The organism is Bradyrhizobium daqingense (genome assembly GCF_021044685.1).
GTDB classification, from domain to species: domain Bacteria; phylum Pseudomonadota; class Alphaproteobacteria; order Rhizobiales; family Xanthobacteraceae; genus Bradyrhizobium; species Bradyrhizobium daqingense.
Window position 1 is genome coordinate 3,741,224 of sequence record NZ_CP088014.1, and the last position, 18,715, is coordinate 3,759,938.

The window sequence follows — 18,715 nt, forward strand, 5'->3', positions numbered from 1 at the left end:
CCCGGGTCAAGCCCGGGCATGACGAGGAGAGAGCGTACGCCTCAACAGAAATGCGCGCCCTGCGTCTCCACGTACACCGCGTACAGCGACTGGCTCGCGGTCATGAAGAGGCGGTTGCGCTTCTTGCCGCCGAAGCAGACATTGGCGCAGGTCTCCGGCAGCAGGATCTGGCCGATGCGCGCGCCGTCGTTTGGTGCGAACACCTGCACGCCGTCATAGCCGGGACCGACCCAGCCGGCGCCGACCCAGATGTTGCCCTCGGTGTCGACACGCAAGCCGTCCGGGAAGCCTGACTTGCCGTCGAGCGTCATATCGATCAGCTTCTTTGGGTTCGACAGCTTGGCACCGTCGATGTCGTAAGACCACACCACATTCTTGGCTTCAGGATAATGCGTGATGCCGGTGTCGCAGACATAGAGCTTCTTGTAGTCGTGGCTGAAGGCGATGCCGTTCGGCTTGAACGGGTCGTCGGCGACCTTCGCGACCTGCCCGGTCTGGGTGTCCAGGCGATAGACCGCTTCCTTCTGATGCGGTTGCAGCGAGCCGGTCTTGGCCAGCTTGCCTTCATAGATGCTGATCGCGCCATAGCCGGGATCGGTGAACCAGATCGCCTTGTCGTTGGGATGCACGACCATGTCGTTCGGGCCGTTGAGCGGCTTGCCATTGGCCTGCTCGGCCAGCGTCGTCACCGAGCCGTCGTGCTCGTAACGGACGAGGCGCGTCCGTTCGGCGGTGAGCTGGCGTCCCTCGGTGTCGAACGAATTGCCGTTGGCCTCGTTCGACGGCTTGTGGAACTGTTCGGAGATGTGGCCGTCGTCGTCGAGATAGCGCAGCTGCCGGTTGGCGGGGATGTCGCTCCAGACGAGATATTGTCCCTGCGCGTTCCAGGCCGGCCCCTCCGCCCACAGGCAGCCGGTGTAGAGCCGCTTGATCGCAGTGTTGCCGACCTTGGCCTTGAAGCGCTTGGGGTCGATCGCGACGATGTCGGGGTCGGGATAGCGCTGCGGCTCGGCATTAGCGCCGAAATCGCGGGCGTTGGCCTGCGAGGCCAGGACGGTGGAGGCGGCGAGGGCCGCCGTGCCTTTGAGGAGCGTGCGGCGGCCAAGGCCGCCAGTTACGTGAGCGCCATCGGAGTTGGTCGGTATTCTTGTCATGGTTTCCTCCCAAAGTTTTGTTGGGAGGCCAACATCTGCCCGCAATCGGGCATAAAGCTGGGCAATCTCGGGCTGAGACAGCCGGAGATTGCAGGGCAGGGATGCCGGAAATGCGGCTGGACGAAATCCTTACACGGGATCCCAGGTGAAGATGTCGGCCGAGCGGTCGAGCTTGTAGAACGAGCCCTTCAGGGCCGGCATGCCGTGTTCCGCGATCGATTGCGGCGTCCAGCCTTCGTTCCGCTGCACCGAGCGGATCGGCCGGTTCTGGCTGAACAGGAAGATCTCGTTCATGCGCACCCCGAAGATCTGTCCGGTGACGTCCTTGGCGGAATCGCCGAGCAGGTAGCCGCAGAGCGGGGCGATCTTCTCCGGTCCCATCTGCTTGATCTTTTCGACGCGCGCCTTCTCGGCATCGGTCTCGGTCGGGATGGTGCCGATCATACGGGTCCAGGCGAACGGCGAGACGCAGTTGGAGCGGACGTTGAAGCGGCCCATGTCGAGAGCGATCGACTTCGACAGCCCGACGATGCCGAGCTTGGCGGCGGCGTAATTGGCCTGGCCGAAATTGCCGATCAGGCCCGAGGTCGAGGTGAAGTGCACGAAGGAGCCCGACTCCTGCTCGCGGAAGATCCGCGCCGCGGCGTGGCTGACATAGAACGAGCCCATCAGATGCACCTTGATGACGGCCTCGAAGGCTTCCACGCTCATCTTGTGGAAGATCATGTCGCGCAAGATGCCGGCATTGTTGACGACGCCGTCGAGCCGGCCGAAATGATCGGTCGCGGTCTTCACGATCTTGCTGGCGGGGATCGCCTCCGCCACCGACTCGAAATTGGCGACTGCCGTGCCGCCGCGCTTCTTGATCTCCTCGACCACTTCTTCGGCCGGCGCAGCGTTCGCACCGGCACCGTCCGCGGCGCCGCCGGGATCGTTGACGACGACCTTGGCGCCTTCGCCAGCACACAGCAGCGCGATCTCGCGCCCGATGCCGCGGCCCGCGCCGGTGACGATGATGACCTTGTCTTGTAGTGATTTGCTCATGGTAGCCTCTCTGTGTTGTCTCCGCGGCTGCGGCTAACCCAGCTTGTCATGCGCGGGCTTGACCCGCGCATCCATCTTCAGAAGAGGATGGATTGCCGGGTCAGCCCGGCAATGACGGATAGGTAATTCCGCGCCGCCTTACCTTTCGTTCGTAAACACGATCGTGCCACTCGCCGCGAACATGCCGCCGACACCGTGGCACACCGAAATCTTCGCGTTCGGCACTTGCGCCGGCGCGATCCCGCGCATCTGCCGCACGCTCTCCTGCAACGCGTACATGCCGTACATGCCGGAGTGCATGTAGCTCAACCCGCCGCCATTGGTGTTGAGCGGCAGCTTGCCACCCGGCCGCGTGTTGCCGTCGGCGATGAACCTTCCCGTCTCCTCATAAGGCATGAAGCCGAGATCGCCGAGGCCGAACAGCGGCAGATGCGCGAAGGCATCATAAATCATGAGATGGTCGACGTCCTTGTGCGCGATGCCGGCCTCCTTGAAAGCCAGCGGCCCCGCGGTCTTGAACGCGCGCGAGGAGTTGAAGGTCTCCATCTGGCTGACCATCGGCGTCTCCACGCTCTCGCCGGTCCCCATGATGTAGACGGGCTTGCGCGGAAAATCCCTGGCGCGGTCGGCCGAGGTCAGGATCAGCGCGCCGCCGCCGTCGGTGACGAGGCAGCATTGCAGGAGGCGGAACGGATAGGCGATCATGCGCGAGTTGAGCACGTCGGCGACCGTGATCGGGTCCTTCATCATCGCCCGCGGATTCTTCGCCGCCCATTCCCGCTGCACCACCGCCACCGAAGCCAGCTGCTCGTGCGTGATGCCGTAGGTCTTCATGAAGCGCAGCACGGGAATCGGGAACATGCTGGGCGGCCCGTAGACGCCATAGGGCGCCTCGAACTGGCCGTTGAGGCTGTCGGCCGGCGTTGAGCGCGGCAATTTGCCGATCATCGACTTGCCGCTCTCGGCATGGGTGATCAGCACGGTCTTGCACAGGCCCGCTTCGATCGCTGCCGCTGCGTGGCGGACGTGCAGCATGAAGGAGCAGCCGCCGACCGAGGTGCCGTCCACCCAGGTCGGCTTGATGCCGAGATAATGGCAGACCTGCTGCGGCGTCTCGACCGCGGTGGCGAAGCCGTCGATGTCCGAGAGCTTGAGCCCGGCATCGGCGATGGCATTGAGCGCCGCATCGGCGTGGAGCTGAAGCTGCGAGGCGCTGGGGATGACGCCGAGCTCGGTGGTCTCGGCCGCGCCGACGACGGCAACCTGGTTCCTGCGCATGGTCTACCCCTTCGCCGGACGGAAGACGGGGAGGGTGATCTTGTCGTCGAGTTGCTCGAAGGCGACCTCGAGCTTCATGTCGAGCGCGAGTGCCTCCGGCGTCTGCGGGCAGTCGATGATATTGCTCATCATGCGCGGCCCCTCATTGAGCTCGACCACCGCGATCGCGTAAGGCGGCGTGAAGCCCGGTGCGGCGGGACGATGGTTGATCACGTAGCTGTAGAGAAAACCCTTGCCGCTCGCCTTGAACACCGAAACCTTGCGCGAGGCGCAGGACGGGCAGAACGGGCGCGGCGGGAAATAGACATGCGCGCAGGCGTCGCAGCGCTGCAGGCGCAATTCGCCCGCCTTCGTGCCATCCCAGAAATGCTGGGTCTCCGGCGTCGGTTTCGGTCGCGCGCGCTGCGGTTCGGCCATCTCGGCGGCTCCTCCAAAAGACAGGCTTCCGCCCGCCTGTTTCGATCTTGATGCGACAATCGACCATGGCGCGTCAACGGTCCAGCAATGCGCATGCATGCCATCATGCGCACAATGCTTGTGTCGCGCTGAGCCAGCGCTATAGATTGCGCGCGCCAATATTCCGTGAGACAGACATGCCCGATTTTCCGACACTGGCGAAGCTCGCCGAAGACCTCGAAAGCGGCCGCACCACCTCCCGCAAGCTGGTCGAGGCCTGCATCGCCAGGATCGCCGACCCCGCGGGCGAGGGCCAGCGCACCTTCATTCATGTCGACAAGGACGGCGCGCTCGCGGCGGCGGATGCGATGGACGGCCTACGCAGGGCCAAGGCAGCGCCCTCGCGCTATGCCGGCATCCCGATCTCGATCAAGGACCTCTTCGACATCAGGGGTCAGGTGACGCGCGCCGGCTCGCGCGCGCTCGACGATTCCTCGCCGGCCGAGCAGGACGCCGTGACGGTGGCGCGCCTGCGCAAGGCCGGCTTCGTCGTGATCGGACGCACCAACATGACCGAGTTCGCCTATTCCGGCATCGGCATCAATCCGCATTACGGCACGCCGAAGGGCGCCTGGAACCGGGCCGAAGGCCACGTGCCCGGCGGCTCGTCCTCCGGCGCGGCAGTGTCCGTGCTCGACGGCATGGCGCATGGCGCGCTCGGCACCGACACCGGCGGCTCCTGCCGGATTCCGGCCGCCTTCAACGGCATCGTCGGCTACAAGCCGACGCAGCGCCGCGTGCCGCTCGACGGCTCGGTGCCGCTGTCGTTCTCGCTCGACAGCATCGGGCCGCTGGCGCGATCGGTCAGCTGCTGTGCCATACTCGATGCGGTGCTCGCGAACGAGCCGATCGTTCCGCTCAAGCCGCGCCCGGTGAAGGGCATGCGACTCGCCGTGCCGACCACGATCGCGCTCGACGATCTCGATGCAGAGGTCTCCGCGACATTCAAGCGTGCGCTTAAATCCCTTGCCGATCACGGCGCCATCATCGAGCGCATCGAAATGGCCGAATTCCATGACATCGGTCCGATGAATGCCAAGGGCGGCTTTGCCGCCTCCGAAAGCTATGCCTGGCATCGCTATCTCATCACGTCCAAGGGCGACGTCTACGACCCCAGGGTGGCCGTGCGCATCATGCGCGGGGAGGCGCAGAGCGCGGCCGACTACATCGACCTGCTCAACGAACGCCGCTCGCTGATCGCGCGCGTCAATGCGCGCATCGCGCCCTATGACGCGCTGGTGCTGCCGACCACGCCCAACACGCCGCCGAAGATCGCCGACCTCGCCGACGATCAGGTATTCACCCGCGAAAACATCCGCGCTCTTCGCAATTGCAGCCTGATCAATTTGATCGACGGCTGCGCCATCTCGCTGCCCTGTCATCGCGCGGGCGATGTTCCCGTCGGCCTGATGCTGGCGGGGACGGGCGGATCCGACCGCCGTATCTTCGAGCTTGCTGCCGGCATGGAGGCCGTGATCCGTGTTTGACCTGACCTTCACCGTTGACGCCCAGGACACCACCACGCCGCTGACGCTGGCCATCGGCCAGATGGTCATCGCTGGCTGGACCGGCCGCGACCCCGTCGCACGCGACAAGCACATCAAAGAGCTGCAGGAGATGGGCATCGCCCCGCCGGCCTCGACGCCGATCTACTACCGCGCCTCGGCACGGCGGTTGACCCAGGAAGGCAGCATCGAATGCACCGGCGGCGATTCCAGCGGCGAGGTCGAGTTCGTGCTGATCGGCTGGCAGGGTCGCATCTTCGTCGGCTGCGGCTCCGATCACACCGACCGCAAGGTCGAGGCCTACAGCGTCACGGTCTCCAAGCAGATGTGCGACAAGCCGATCGCCTCGACGCTGTGGGAGCTGGAGGACGTCATCGGCCACTGGGACAGGATGATCCTGCGCTCCTACGCCACTATCAAGGGCGAACGCGTGCTCTACCAGGAGGGCACGCTCGATGCGATGCTGCCGGTCGAGGATCTCATTGCGCGCGGCGGCTTCCCCGGCGGAAAATTGCCCGATGGCTGCGCCATGTTCGGCGGCACCTTCGCCGCCAAGGGCGGCATTCGCCCAGCGGATCGCTTCGATTTCGAGCTTGAAGATCCCGTGCTGAATCGCACGATCCGGCACGGCTACGACGTGGTGACGCTGCCGGTGAGGGGCTGAGACCTCTCCGCGTCATTGCGAGGAGCCCTTGCGACAAAGCAATCCAGACTGGTTCCGCGGAGGGCTCCTGGATTGCTTCGCGGAGCCTGTCATCGGGCCGCGCTTCGCGCGGACCAGATGGCTCGCAATGACGAGGACATAATCATCGGAAATCGGGTGGCGGGGCGAAGGCCGGGCTGCAAAGGTGATTGCCATGACAATGACCGCACGCAAATCGCCCCAAACGTCGTCCATCGACCTTGCCGCCCAGCTCAATACACTCGACTGGCCGCAGATCACCGCCGAGCTCGACGCCCAAGGCTGCGCGGTCCTGAAAAACCTTCTCACTCCGGACCATTGCCGCGCCATCGCCGGCCTCTACCCTGACGACACGCATTTCCGCAGCCGGATCGTCATGGGCCGCCACGGCTTTGGCCGCGGCGAGTACAAATATTTCTCCTATCCGCTGCCCGACCTGATCGCGCAGCTGCGCCCCGCGCTCTATGGGCACCTACAAGCCGTCGCCAACCGCTGGAACGAGGCGATGGGGATCGACGTCGGCTATCCCGCCGCGCACACGGCGTTCCTGAAGCGCTGCCACGACGCCGGCCAGACCCGGCCGACACCGCTCCTGCTGCAGTACGAAGCCGGCGACTACAATTGCCTGCATCAGGACCTCTATGGCGAGCATGTGTTCCCGATCCAGGTCGCGATCCTCCTGTCCGAGCCGGGCCGAGACTTCACAGGCGGCGAGTTCGTGCTGACCGAGCAGCGGCCGCGCATGCAGTCGCGTGCCGAGGTGGTGCCGCTGGCGCAGGGCGATGCCGTCGCCTTCGCTGTGCATCATCGCCCGGTGCAGGGGACACGCGGCACTTACCGCGTTAACATGCGCCATGGCGTCAGTCGGATCCGATCCGGCCAGCGCCACACGCTGGGTGTGATCTTTCATGATGCGAAATGAGCGGAGCCATTGACGGCTGATTTGTTCGACAGCGTGGCCGAGGCCCAGCCGTCGCGCGAGGAGATCGCCGATGGCGCCGTGCTGTTGCGCGGCTTCGTCAGGCCGATCGAAAGCGAGCTGATCGAGGCCGTGCGCGCGATCGTCGCGCAATCGCCGTTCCGGCGCATGACCACGCCCGGTGGCCATCAGATGTCGGTAGCCATGACCAATTGCGGCGAGCGCGGCTGGATGACAGATCATACCGGCTATCGCTATGATCCCATCGATCCGCGAACCGGTGCGCCCTGGCCGCCGATGCCGTCGGTGTTGCGCGATCTCGCCCGCCGCGCGGCAGAGCAGGGCGGCTTCAAGGCCTTTGCGCCCGATGCTTGCCTCGTCAATCGCTACGAGCCCGGCACGCGGCTGTCGCTGCATCAGGACAAGGACGAGCTCGACTATTCCGCGCCGATCGTCTCGGTCTCGCTCGGCCTGCCCGCCACCTTCCTGTTCGGTGGCCTCGCGCGCAGCGACAAGCCGCGGCGCTTTCGACTTGTCCATGGCGACGTCGTGGTGTGGGGCGGCCCGTCAAGGCTCGCCTATCACGGCGTCGCGCCGCTCGCCGAGGGCGAGCATGCGCTGCTCGGGCGGAAACGGATCAATCTGACATTTCGCAGGACGCGGTGATCTATCTCTCCTCATCCTGAGGAGCTTGCGAAGCAAGCATCTCGAAGGACGAAGGCCGAGCTGCACGAGCGGGGCCTTCATGGTTCGAGACGGCGCTCACGCGCCTCCTCACCATGAGGATAACTAAGGCTTCGGCGGGTGAATGAACGCCCACGGGCTCACTTCCGAATCCCTGTCCACCTCGACCGAGATCAGATACGGCCCGCCATGGCCAAGCGCCTTCTCCAGCACCGCCTTGAATTGGTCCGGCGCGGTGACGCGCGCGGCCGCCACGCCGAATGACTCCGCGAGCTTGACGAAATCCGGATTGACGAGATCGGACGCCACCACGCGGCCGTCGAAATGCTGGCGCTGGTCGCGGCGGACATTGCCGTAGGCGTTGTTGTTGAACACCAGCGTCACCACCCCGATGTTGAACTGCACGGCGGTGGAGAGCTCCTGCACGCCGAACATGAAGCCGCCGTCGCCGGTGATGGCGACCACCGGCTTGTCGGGATTGGCGACCTTGGCGCCGAGCGCGGTCGGAAAGCCCGAGCCGAGCGTGCCCTGATACCCTGATGTGATGAAGGTACGCGGCTCGTAAACCGGAAAACCGTACCAGGAGGCGAAGCCCACCTGTGATAGTTCATCCGTGACGATCGCGTTCGCCGGCAGCACCTCGCGCAGGATGTTGAGATACGCCATCTGCGGCTGGATTCGCTGGATCTCGGCTTGCGCTGATGCCGTGGCCTCGCGGATGTCTCCGCGCCGGCCGCTGCTCTTGGCATAGCCGGCCTTCTTCACGGCGGCGACGAGATCGGCCGTGCCGTCCCTGGCGTCGGCGACGATGGCCGCATCGGAGGCGAGCCGGCGCATCTCGGCCGGATCAATGTCGATGCGAATGGATTTCAGTCCCTGCGGCTGATACGGCCAGCGGAAACCTGAAGCCGGCAATTCCGCGCGGGTGCCGATCGCGATCATCAGATCGGTCGTCGGCCACAGCTTGTAGGCAGCCGCCATGGTGAGCCCGAGCTCATGCGCGTTGGAGACGATGCCACGGCCGCTGCGGAAGGCGACGACGGGCGCATCGATCATCTCGGCGAGCTCGAGAATCTCCTCGCGCGCTTCGATCGCGCCACTGCCGACGAAGATCATCGGCGCCTTGCTGGACTTGACCAGCGCCGCCGCTTTCTTGATCAAATCAGGATCAGGCCGCGGCGCGGGCAGCGGCTCCAGCACCTGCGCGGCGGCGGTGTCGGCGCGCTGCGTGAAGACGTCCCAGGGCATCTCGACCGAGGCGGGGCCACGCCGTCCCGACATCATCTCCTGGAACGCACGTGCCACCACCGTCGGCGCGTCGCCGGGATATTCGATCCGGTCCGCCCATTTCACATAGGTGCGCAAGGTCGCGAGCTGGTCGGGCATCTCGTGCAGATGACCGCGGCCCTTGCCCAGGAATGACGTCGGCACCTGACCGGTCACGCACAGCACCGGCTCGTTGCAGCCGAAGGCGGTGAGCAGCGCCGCACTGGCGTTGAGCACGCCGGGGCCGGGCACCACGCTGAACACGCCGGGCCTGCCGCTGGAGCGCGCATAGCCGAACGCCATGTAGCCGCAGGCCTGCTCGTGCCGCGCGCCGATCACCTTGAGTTGGGCCTGGTGGAAGGCATCGAACAGGCCGTAGACCTGCGCGCCGGGCAGGCCGAACACGGTGTCGACGCCATGGGCGACGAGCCCGCTTACGATCGCTTCGCCGCCGGTGAGGGTGGTCATTGCGCTATCCACTTCTATTGGAGTTCAGGTTCCTCGACAGTGCCGTTCAGCAGAACGCGGAGCCCGCGGCTTTCCGAAACGTCAGCCCGCGGATGCTTGCGCTTTCAGGCCGTCATGGATGTTGTTGCGCTTCCAGCTGGTGTCCTTGTCGTTGATCTGCATGTCGAACGACAGGGCGAACTTGCTGGCGGCGAAGACCGGATCGAGATGCTTGGAGAGCGCCTGGAAGACATGCTCGCCGGCCTTCTGGCGCGTCGGCAGATCGCGGCCTTCGCCGATGCGCAGCACCATGTCGAGAAAGGCGTAATCCTGTCGTGCGTCCGCGATCGCATAGTGCTCGCAGCGGAGGGCGCGAACCCGGATGCCGCCGAGCGGGAAGATGCCGGTCTCGACTGCCGCCTTGCGCACGACCTCGCAGACCAAGGCCATGTCGAGACGGCCGTCGAGATTGGCCGAATATTCGATGGTGAAATGCGGCATCGCGGTTTCACTCCCTGTCTTCTCATTCGCCGACCGATTTATTTGTCAGGCGAAGTAGCAGCTCACCGAGCCATAGGCGCCATAATCGGCCTGAATTGTGTCGCCCTTGCGGGTCTCGATCGGACGGATGAAGGAGCCGGCGAGCACGACCTGCCCGGGCTCCAGCGCAAGGCCGAGCGGCGCGATCTTGTTGGCGAGCCAGGCCACCGCGGTCGCGGGATGATTGAGCACGCCGGCGGCAAGGCCGGTTTCCTCGAGCTGGCCGTTCCTGAAGCACAGCGCGCCGATCCAGCGCAGGTCGGCATCCAGCGGCCGGATCGGCCTTCCGCCGAGCACGATGCCGGCATTGGCCGCATTGTCGGCGATGGTGTCGAATATCTTTCGCGTGGCCTTGGTCTTGGCGTCGACCCGCTCGATGCGCGTGTCCAGAATCTCCAGCGCCGGCACCACGAAATCGGTGGCGTTGAGCACGTCGAACATGGTGCAGTCAGGACCCGACAGGCGCTTGCTCATGACGAAGGCGAGCTCGGCCTCGATACGCGTCGCAATGAAGCGCTCGGTCGGCACCAGCCCGCCATCGGCAAAGAACATGTCGTCGAGCAGCACGCCGGAGTCAGGCTCGTCGATGTTGAGTGCGCTCTGCATCGCCTTCGAGGTCAGGCCGATCTTATGGCCCTTGACGATGCGCCCCTCCGCGATCTTGGCGTCGACCCAGGCCTTCTGAATCGCGTAGGCATCCGCGATGGTGATGTCAGGGAAGTCCTGCGAGAGCTGCCGGATCTGCGTGCGGGTCTTCTCCGCCTGGTGCAGACGTCTCGCGCAAGCTTGGATATCGTCGTCGGAAAGCGCCATGTGATCTCAAGGCGTGTGATCTTACAAATCGTAGTGCAAGGAGATACTTAACATGTTAAGTGAATGCGTCAAACGCAAATTCGGCTTGCTGCACTGCAAACGTTTGGCGGCATGAAAGGGCGTCATGGTGAAGAGACCGGCTGATCCTGCGAATGGAGGCGGACCTGCCGCACGGCAGGTGCCGATGCGCGATTTCTCGCGCTCGTTGCCGATGTCGCTGCTGCGGGCTCGTGAGGCGGTGATGCGGCAATTCCGCCCCTCGCTGCGCGAGCACGGCTTGACCGAGCAGCAGTGGCGCATCCTGCGCGCGCTCGCTTCCATCGAGGCGGTCGAGGTCACGGAACTCGCGCGCACCGCGTTCCTGCTCGGCCCGAGCCTGTCGCGCATCCTGCGCGACCTCGAGGCGCGCAATCTGATCGAGCGCAAGACGGCGAAGGCGGACCAGCGCCGCAGCATGGTCTCGATTTCGAAAGAGGGCGTGAAGCTGATGGCCTCGGTGGCGCCGACCTCGGAGGCGATCTATGCGGAGATCACGCGACGCTTTGGCGCACGCAAGCTCGCCGACTTGCAGGAGATGCTCGGCGAGCTCGAACAGAGTCTCGCAGGCCTCGGCGCAAGCGAAGAGGCAAGTGCCGAGGAGTGACGGCTGATATGCGCGCCCGTGCGGCCACGGCCATGGACATCCGCGCGCTTTCTCGTTCAAACTGCTGCCAAGCCGATCTCTGAAAAATCGGCGCGAGTGGAGGCACGCAGGCCGTCATGGTCACCATTCAGGTCCAGAAGCTCATCGACTTCGTCACCGAAGTCTTCGCGCATGCGCAATCCTCACCCGAAGAAGCCAGGCGCATCGCCACCTATCTCACCACCGCGAACCTGACCGGCCACGACAGCCACGGCGTGATCCGCGTGCCCGTCTACATCCGCTGGCAGAAGACCGGCTCGGTCGTGCCCAACCAGAACGCGGAGGTGGTGCTCGACACGCCATCGCTCGCGGTGGTCGACGGCAAGTTCGGCTACGGCCAGACCGTGACGCCGCAGGCGGTCCGGATCGGCATCGAGAAGTGCAGGAAAGCGGGCCTCGCCGCGGTCGCACTGCGCAATGCCGGCCATATCGGCCGTGTCGGCGATTGGGCCGAGATGGCCGCGGCCGAAGGTCTCATCTCGATCCATTTCGTCAACGCTGCGGGCTCGCTGCTGGTGGCGCCGTTCGGCGGCGTCGAGAAGCGGCTGTCGACTGCGCCATACTGCGTCGGCATCCCGCGCGAAGGCCAGGACCCGATCGTGCTCGACTTTGCCACCTCGGTCGTCGCCGAGGGCAAGGTGCTGGTCGCAAGCCGCGGCGGCAAGAAGCTGCCGAAGGGCGCGCTGGTCGATTCTGACGGGACCTTGAGCGAGGACCCGGTCGTGCTCTACGGGCCGTTCACCCCTGACGGGCCGCGCGATCACACCAGGGGCACCGGCGCCATCCGCGCCTTCGGCGAGCACAAGGGCTCGGGCCTGGCCTTCATGTGCGAGCTCCTGGGCGGGGCCTTGACCGGAACCGGGGCCACATCGGGCGGGCGACGCTTTGCCAACGGCATGCTGGCGTTCTATGTCGATCCGAAGGTGGTCGACACTTCCAACCTGTTCGACGGCGAAGTCTCGCGCTATGTCGATTTCATCCGTGCCACCAAGCCGATGGCCGGGGTCGATCAGGTGCTGATTCCCGGCGATCCCGAGCGGAAAACCCGCAGCGAGCGGACCCGGAACGGCATCCCCTTGCCGGATGACACCTGGGCGGCAATAGTGAACACCGCCCGCGAGGTCGGCGTCAGCGAAGTCAGCATCCAGAGCGCGACCGCATAGGTCTTGCGCCATTGCGAGCGTAGCGCTGTGGCCCGGTTCGCGGTAACAGCTGGTCGTGCTGTCGCGGCGCTCGTCATGATGACGATGGTCCAAATCACACGGTCCAAACAACAAAGAAGGAAGGCAACGTGGCGAACAAGGTCAAGGAAATCTGGAAGTCGGGCAAGGCCGTTGTCAACGCGTGGCTCGCAATCCCCTCCGGCTTCTCGGCCGAGATGGTCGCGCAATGCGGCTTCGACAGCGTCACCGTCGACATGCAGCACGGCGTGCAGGATTACCTGTCGATGGTCCAGTGCTTCCAGGCCATGGACAAGCACCCGGTCACCCCGATGGTCCGCGTGCCCTGGAACGAGCCCGGCATCATCGGCAAGGTGCTCGACGGCGGCGCCTATGGCGTGATCTGCCCGATGGTCAACACGCCGCAGGAAGCCAGGAACCTGGTCTCCTATTCGAAGTACCCGCCGAAAGGCGTGCGCTCCAACGGCCCAATCCGCGCCGGCATGTACGGCACTGCGGGCTCCTATCAGAAGACGGCCAACGACGAGATCGTGCTCCTGCCGATGATGGAGACCAGGACCGCGGTCGAGAACATGGAAGCGATCCTCGACGTCGAAGGCATCGACGGCGTCTATATCGGCCCGTCCGACCTCGGCTTCTCCTACGGCCTCGAGCCGAAGCTCGACCGCAGCGAGCCGGAGATCCTCGCGATCTACGAGAAGATCATCAAGGAGTGCGGCAAGCGCGGCCTCAACCCGGGCATCCATTGCAGCGGCGCCGAAGGCGCAGCGCGCGCCATCAACATGGGCTTCAAGCTCGTGACGCTCTCGAACGAGGTCGGCCTGATGACGACCTACGCCAAGATGCAGGTGAACGCGACCCGCAAGGATTCCGGCGGGAAAGCTTGAGCTTCCGTGTCCCGGACGCGGCGCAGCACCATAAGCGCGTTTACGCGCGTCTTCGACGCGCTACGGTGATGCGCCGCAGAGCCGGGACCCAGAAGCTGGCGAAGCGCATGACGTAACACTGGGCCCCGGCTCAGCAGCGCACCGTTTCACGCTGCGCTGCGTCCGGGGCACGATAATTTCGATAAAGGAGAACTCCCATGACCATCAGCCCCGTCATCCGCCTGCATCCCGATGATGGCGTGCTGATCGCGCGCGCGAGCCTGCCGCCGGGCACGGTGGTCGCCGACGGCGTGACCACGGTCGAGCGCATTCCCTCCGGCCACAAGGTCGCGATCAAGCCGATCGCGATGGGCGAGCCGGTCAAGCGCTACGGCCAGATCATCGGCTTTGCCACGCAACCCATCGCGCCGGGCCAGCACGTGCACACGCAGAATTGCGGCATGGGCGATTTCTCCAAGGACTATGCCTATTGCGCCGACGTCAAGCCGACGCCGAATTTCGACCTGCCGGCGACCTTCGAGGGTATCCGCCGTCCGGACGGCCGCGTCGCCACCCGCAACTATATCGGGATACTCACCTCGGTGAATTGCAGCGCGCATGTGGCGAGCCTCGTCGCCGACGTCTTCAAGAAGAATCCCTTCACCGGCGACAATCCGCTCGCCGACTTCCCCAATGTCGACGGCGTGGTCGCGCTGACCCACAAGACCGGCTGCGGCATGACGCAGAACGAGCCCCTGGCGCTGCTCCGCCGCACGCTCGGCGGCTATGCGCGGCACGTCAATTTCTCCCATGTCATCGTGCTCGGCCTCGGCTGCGAGGTGAACCAGATCGGCGGCCTGATGGAGGAGCAGAAGCTTGCCGGGCGCCTGCGCGCGATGGACATCCAGGAGGTCGGCGGCACCCGCAAGACGGTGGAGGCAGGCATTGCCTTCGTGCGCGAGGCGCTGGCCGACGCCAACAAGGTGAAGCGCGAGACCGTGCCAGCGAGCGAGCTCACCGTGGCCCTGCAATGCGGCGGCTCGGACGGCTATTCCGGCGTATCCGCCAATCCCGCGCTCGGTGCCGCCAGCGATCTCATCGTGCGCCACGGCGGCACGGTCATCCTGTCGGAGACGCCGGAGACCTATGGCGCCGAGCATCTGTTGACGCGCCGCGCCGTCAGCCGCGAGGTCGGCGAGAAGCTGGTCGATCTCATGCGCTGGTGGGACGAATACACGACGCGCGAAGGCGCCGAGATGAACGCCAATCCGAGCCCCGGCAACAAGGCCGGCGGTCTCACCACCATCCTCGAGAAATCGCTCGGTGCGATGGCGAAGGCCGGCACCACCAATCTCGTCGAGGTGCTGCGCTACGCCGAGCCCATCACCAAGAAGGGCTTCGTGTTCATGGACACACCCGGCTACGATCCTGTCGCGGCCACCGGACAGGTCGCCGGCGGCGCCAATCTCGTCTGCTTCACCACGGGACGCGGCAGCGTGTTCGGTTGCAAGCCGGCGCCCTCGATCAAGCTCGCCACCAACACGCCGATGTACAAGCGCATGGAAGAGGACATGGACGTCAATTGCGGCACCATCCTCGAAGGCGAGGAGAGCGTGCAGGAGTGCGGCCAGCGCATCTTCGAACTCATCCTCAAGACGGCTTCGGGCCAGCCGACCAAGAGCGAGAGCTTCGATTTCGGCGGCGCCGAGTTCGCGCCCTGGGTGCTGGGCGCGACGATGTGAGCGGGGCGAATGGCGAACAGGGAGTAGCGAATAAAGCAAACCTTCGGCTATTCACCATTCGCGACTCACCACTCGCCCGTGCCGTAGGCACACGCTGCCCGTTGTTAGTGCTTGATCGAGGTCACCAGCGGTGTTCTGCTCAAAAAAGCTGCTGGAGCACCGCACCCCGTGTCGATCTACGTCGCATTGCATCACGTCACGCACTACAAATACGACCGCCCGATCGATCTCGGCCCGCAGACCATCCGGCTGCGGCCGGCGCCGCATACGCGCACACCGATCCTGAGCTATTCGCTCAAGGTCACGCCATCCAACCATTTCGTGAACTGGCAGCAGGACCCGCAGGGCAACTGGCTCGCGCGCTACGTCTTTCCGGAGAAGACGACCGAGCTGAAATTCGAGGTCGACTTCACCACGCAGATGACGGTGGTCAATCCGTTCGACTTCTTCGTCGAGCCCTACGCCGACAGCTTTCCGTTCGAGTATCCGAAGGACCTGAAGACCGAGCTCGCGCCCTACCTCGAGACGATCAAGCCCGATCGCCTGTTCGCGCAATATCTGGATACGATCCCGCAGGAAGCCCCGAACACCGTCAACTTCCTGGTCGACCTCAATCGCGAGCTGCAGAAGAAGATCCGTTACATCATCCGCATGGAGCCGGGCGTGCAAACGCCGGAGGAGACGCTTGCCTCCGGCGCCGGCTCGTGTCGTGACTCCGCCTGGCTCCTGATCCAGACGCTGCGTCATCTCGGGCTCGCGGCGCGCTTCGTCTCGGGCTACCTCGTCCAGATCCGTCCCGACATCGATCCGATCGAGGGACCGCCGGAGGTGGAGACCGACTTCACCGATCTGCACGCCTGGGCCGAGGTCTATCTGCCCGGCGCGGGCTGGGTCGGGTTCGATGCGACGTCCGGCATGCTCGCGGGCGAGGGGCATATTCCGGTCGCAGCGACGCCGCATTATCGCTCCGCCGCGCCGATCTCCGGCGGTGCCGGTTTTGCCGAGGTCGAGTTCGCCTTCGACATGAGCGTGAAGCGCATCCGCGAGGCGCCGCGCATCACAAAGCCGTTCTCCGATGAATCCTGGGCGCGGCTCGACGATCTCGGCGAGCAGGTCGACGGCGATCTCGCGAGCGCTGACGTGCGGCTCACCATGGGCGGCGAGCCCACCTTCGTCTCGGTCGACGATCTCGAAGCCGGTGAATGGAATACGGAAGCAGTGGGTCCGACCAAGCGCGCGCTCGGCGACGACCTGATCCGCCGCCTGCGTGCGCGCTTTGCGCCCGGCGGCCTGCTGCATTACGGCCAGGGCAAATGGTATCCCGGCGAGAGCCTGCCCCGCTGGGCCTTCGGCCTGTACTGGCGCAAGGACGGCGTGCCGATCTGGAAGAACGGCGACCTCATTGCGAAGATCGCGACCCCACGACGGCCGGAGGTCAAAGACGCCGAAGCCTTCATGGAGGGCACCGCGGCGCGGCTCGGGCTCGACCTCGGCTACATCATGCCGGCCTATGAGGATCCGGCCTATTGGCTGCAGAAGGAAGCCGAGCTTCCGGTCAACGTCGATCCCACCGATTCCAAGCTATCGGATCCCGAAGCGCGCGCGCGGATGGCGCGGGTGTTCGACCAGGGCCTGAGCACGCCGCGCGGCTTCGTGCTGCCGATCCAGCGCTGGAATGCCCCGCCGCGCTGGCGCAGCGAGCGCTGGCCGCTCCGACGCAATCATCTGTTCCTGATGCCAGGCGACTCGCCGCTCGGCTTGCGCCTGCCGATCGGCTCGCTCGGCTACGTCCCTCCCAACCAATATCCCTACGTCGTCGAGCAGGACCCGATGGAGGCGCGGGGCAAGCTGCCGGTGTTCACACTTCCCGCGCGTGCAGAAGCGCCGCCGCGGCTCGAGCCCGAGCATCTCAACACCTCGGTCCCGGTACGTACCGCGATGTCGATCGAAGTCCGCGACGGTGTGCTCTGCGCCTTCATGCCGCCCGTCGAGCGCATCGAGGATTATCTGGAGCTCGTCGCAGTCCTCGAAGCCACCGCCGAGGAGATGCAGCTCCCCGTCCATGTCGAAGGCTATCCGCCGCCGTTCGATCCGCGCATCGAGGTCATCAAGGTGACGCCCGATCCTGGCGTCATCGAGATCAACATCCAGCCGGCCGGGAGCTGGCGCGACGCCGTCGAGATCACCTCCGGCCTCTACGAGGACGCCGGCAAGGTTCGTCTCGGCGCCAACCGCTTCCTGGTCGACGGCCGCCACACCGGCACCGGCGGCGGCAATCACGTCGTGGTCGGCGGCTCAAGTCCGCAGGACTCGCCGTTCCTGCGCCGGCCCGATCTGCTGAAGAGCCTGGTCCTGTACTGGCAGCGCCATCCGTCGCTGTCCTATTTCTTCTCCGGCCTGTTCATCGGCCCGACCAGTCAGGCGCCGCGCATCGACGAGGCCCGCCACGACAGCATCTACGAGCTCGAGATCGCGCTCTCGCACGTGCCGCCGCCGGGCTATCAGACGCCGTTGTGGCTGGTGGACCGGCTGTTCCGGCATCTGCTCGTCGATATCACCGGCAACACCCATCGCGCCGAGATCTGTATCGACAAGCTCTATTCGCCTGATAGCCCCACGGGGCGGCTCGGCCTCGTCGAATTCCGCGCGCTCGAAATGCCGCCCGATCCGCGCATGTCGCTAGCGCAGCAGCTCCTGATCCGGGCGCTGATCGCAAAGTTCTGGCGCGAGCCGCAACAAGGCAAGTTCGTGCGCTGGGGCACCGCGCTGCACGATCGCTTCATGCTGCCGCATTTCATCTGGGACGATTTTCTCGACGTGCTCGGCGAGCTGAAGCAGTTCGGCTACCCGTTCGAGCCGGAATGGTATCTGGCCCAGCTCGAATTCCGCTTTCCCGCCTTTGGCCGGGTGCATCACGGCGGCGTCACGCTGGAGCTGCGCCAGGCGTTGGAGCCCTGGCACGTGCTCGGCGAGGAAGGCTCGGCCGGCGGCACCGTGCGCTATGTCGATTCGTCCGTCGAGCGGCTCCAGGTCAAGGCGGAGGGCTTCGTCGAGGGCCGCCACATCGTCACCTGCAACGGCCGCCGCCTGCCGATGACCGCGACCGGCCGCTCGACCGAGGCCGTGGCCGGTGTCCGCTTCAAGGCCTGGCAGCCTGCCTCGGGCTTGCACCCGACCATCCCCGTCCACGCGCCCCTGACCTTCGATCTCATCGACAGCTGGAACGGCCGCTCGCTCGGCGGCTGCGTCTACCACGTCGCCCATCCCGGCGGCCGCAACTACGACACCAAGCCGGTCAACACCTACGAGGCCGAGGCGCGGCGGCTGGCGCGCTTCCAGGACCACGGCCACACGCCGGGGCCGGTCCAGCCGCCGCCGGAGGAACGCACAAATGAGTTTCCGCTGACCCTCGACTTGCGGACCCCGCTCCTGCAATGAGTATGATGGTGGGGCAGG

General features: G+C 65.4%; 16 protein-coding genes. 9 read left to right on the forward strand and 7 right to left on the reverse strand.

All coding sequences use genetic code 11. The features are described 5' to 3' along the window. Positions 1 to 41: 41 nt before the first annotated feature. The 4 genes from LPJ38_RS17815 to LPJ38_RS17830 all read right to left on the reverse strand — a co-directional run bounded on the left by LPJ38_RS17815 (position 42) and on the right by LPJ38_RS17830 (position 3,893). A complete protein-coding gene (locus LPJ38_RS17815) occupies positions 42 to 1,154 on the reverse strand; it encodes an SMP-30/gluconolactonase/LRE family protein (protein ID WP_145627843.1) in 1,113 nt (370 codons plus the stop codon). A 129-nt stretch (positions 1,155 to 1,283) separates the two neighbouring features. Beyond that, positions 1,284 to 2,198: an SDR family NAD(P)-dependent oxidoreductase gene (locus LPJ38_RS17820; RefSeq protein WP_061848957.1), complete on the reverse strand. Its 915-nt coding sequence runs from the start codon at positions 2,196 to 2,198 to the stop codon at positions 1,284 to 1,286. Between the two features lie 138 nt (positions 2,199 to 2,336). Continuing rightward, positions 2,337 to 3,476: a thiolase C-terminal domain-containing protein gene (locus tag LPJ38_RS17825; RefSeq protein ID WP_145627840.1), complete on the reverse strand. Its 1,140-nt coding sequence runs from the start codon at positions 3,474 to 3,476 to the stop codon at positions 2,337 to 2,339. Between the two features lie 3 nt (positions 3,477 to 3,479). Beyond that, the gene (locus tag LPJ38_RS17830) at positions 3,480 to 3,893 is read right to left on the reverse strand and encodes a Zn-ribbon domain-containing OB-fold protein (RefSeq protein ID WP_145627838.1); all 414 of its coding nucleotides are present in this window, start codon (positions 3,891 to 3,893) and stop codon (positions 3,480 to 3,482) included. 176 nt (positions 3,894 to 4,069) lie between these two features. Between LPJ38_RS17830 and LPJ38_RS17835 the strand changes: the two genes are divergently transcribed. From LPJ38_RS17835 to alkB, 4 genes are all read left to right on the forward strand, one after another. Further along, the gene (locus LPJ38_RS17835; protein WP_145627834.1) at positions 4,070 to 5,419 is read left to right on the forward strand and encodes an amidase; all 1,350 of its coding nucleotides are present in this window, start codon (positions 4,070 to 4,072) and stop codon (positions 5,417 to 5,419) included. Beyond that, positions 5,412 to 6,101 (forward strand): DUF2848 domain-containing protein, encoded by a 690-nt coding sequence (locus LPJ38_RS17840; RefSeq protein ID WP_145627829.1) that lies wholly within the window; start codon positions 5,412 to 5,414, stop codon positions 6,099 to 6,101. Before LPJ38_RS17835 ends, LPJ38_RS17840 begins: the two co-directional genes overlap by 8 nt. 193 nt (positions 6,102 to 6,294) lie before the next feature. Next, positions 6,295 to 7,041: a 2OG-Fe(II) oxygenase gene (locus LPJ38_RS17845; protein ID WP_145627826.1), complete on the forward strand. Its 747-nt coding sequence runs from the start codon at positions 6,295 to 6,297 to the stop codon at positions 7,039 to 7,041. A 9-nt stretch (positions 7,042 to 7,050) separates the two neighbouring features. Then, entirely contained in the window at positions 7,051 to 7,704 is a 654-nt protein-coding gene (gene alkB / locus LPJ38_RS17850; RefSeq protein WP_145627824.1) for a DNA oxidative demethylase AlkB, read from the forward strand. 123 nt (positions 7,705 to 7,827) lie between these two features. Here the strand turns inward: alkB and LPJ38_RS17855 are convergent, their stop codons facing one another. From LPJ38_RS17855 to hpaH, 3 genes are all read right to left on the reverse strand, one after another. Beyond that, positions 7,828 to 9,456: a thiamine pyrophosphate-dependent enzyme gene (locus tag LPJ38_RS17855; protein ID WP_145627822.1), complete on the reverse strand. Its 1,629-nt coding sequence runs from the start codon at positions 9,454 to 9,456 to the stop codon at positions 7,828 to 7,830. A gap of 81 nt (positions 9,457 to 9,537) precedes the next feature. Beyond that, the gene (locus LPJ38_RS17860; protein ID WP_145627820.1) at positions 9,538 to 9,936 is read right to left on the reverse strand and encodes a 5-carboxymethyl-2-hydroxymuconate Delta-isomerase; all 399 of its coding nucleotides are present in this window, start codon (positions 9,934 to 9,936) and stop codon (positions 9,538 to 9,540) included. Positions 9,937 to 9,981: 45 nt separating this feature from the next. Then, positions 9,982 to 10,788 carry a 2-oxo-hept-4-ene-1,7-dioate hydratase gene (gene hpaH, locus LPJ38_RS17865; RefSeq protein WP_145627816.1) on the reverse strand — a complete coding sequence of 269 codons (807 nt, stop codon included), beginning with the start codon at positions 10,786 to 10,788 and terminating at the stop codon, positions 9,982 to 9,984. A gap of 124 nt (positions 10,789 to 10,912) precedes the next feature. On the opposite strand from hpaH, the gene hpaR reads away from it, so the two are divergent. From hpaR to LPJ38_RS17890, 5 genes are all read left to right on the forward strand, one after another. Continuing rightward, on the forward strand, positions 10,913 to 11,431 hold the full coding sequence (gene hpaR / locus LPJ38_RS17870) for a homoprotocatechuate degradation operon regulator HpaR (protein ID WP_145627812.1): 519 nt from the start codon (positions 10,913 to 10,915) through the stop codon (positions 11,429 to 11,431). A 116-nt stretch (positions 11,432 to 11,547) separates the two neighbouring features. Continuing rightward, entirely contained in the window at positions 11,548 to 12,633 is a 1,086-nt protein-coding gene (locus tag LPJ38_RS17875) for a malate/lactate/ureidoglycolate dehydrogenase (RefSeq protein WP_145627808.1), read from the forward strand. A gap of 128 nt (positions 12,634 to 12,761) precedes the next feature. Next, a complete protein-coding gene (locus tag LPJ38_RS17880) occupies positions 12,762 to 13,538 on the forward strand; it encodes an HpcH/HpaI aldolase family protein (protein WP_124160740.1) in 777 nt (258 codons plus the stop codon). 197 nt (positions 13,539 to 13,735) lie between these two features. Beyond that, complete coding sequence (locus LPJ38_RS17885) at positions 13,736 to 15,259, forward strand: UxaA family hydrolase (RefSeq protein WP_145627805.1); 1,524 nt, start codon at positions 13,736 to 13,738, stop codon at positions 15,257 to 15,259. Positions 15,260 to 15,427: 168 nt separating this feature from the next. Beyond that, complete coding sequence (locus LPJ38_RS17890; protein WP_145627802.1) at positions 15,428 to 18,697, forward strand: transglutaminase family protein; 3,270 nt, start codon at positions 15,428 to 15,430, stop codon at positions 18,695 to 18,697. Positions 18,698 to 18,715 lie beyond the last annotated feature (18 nt).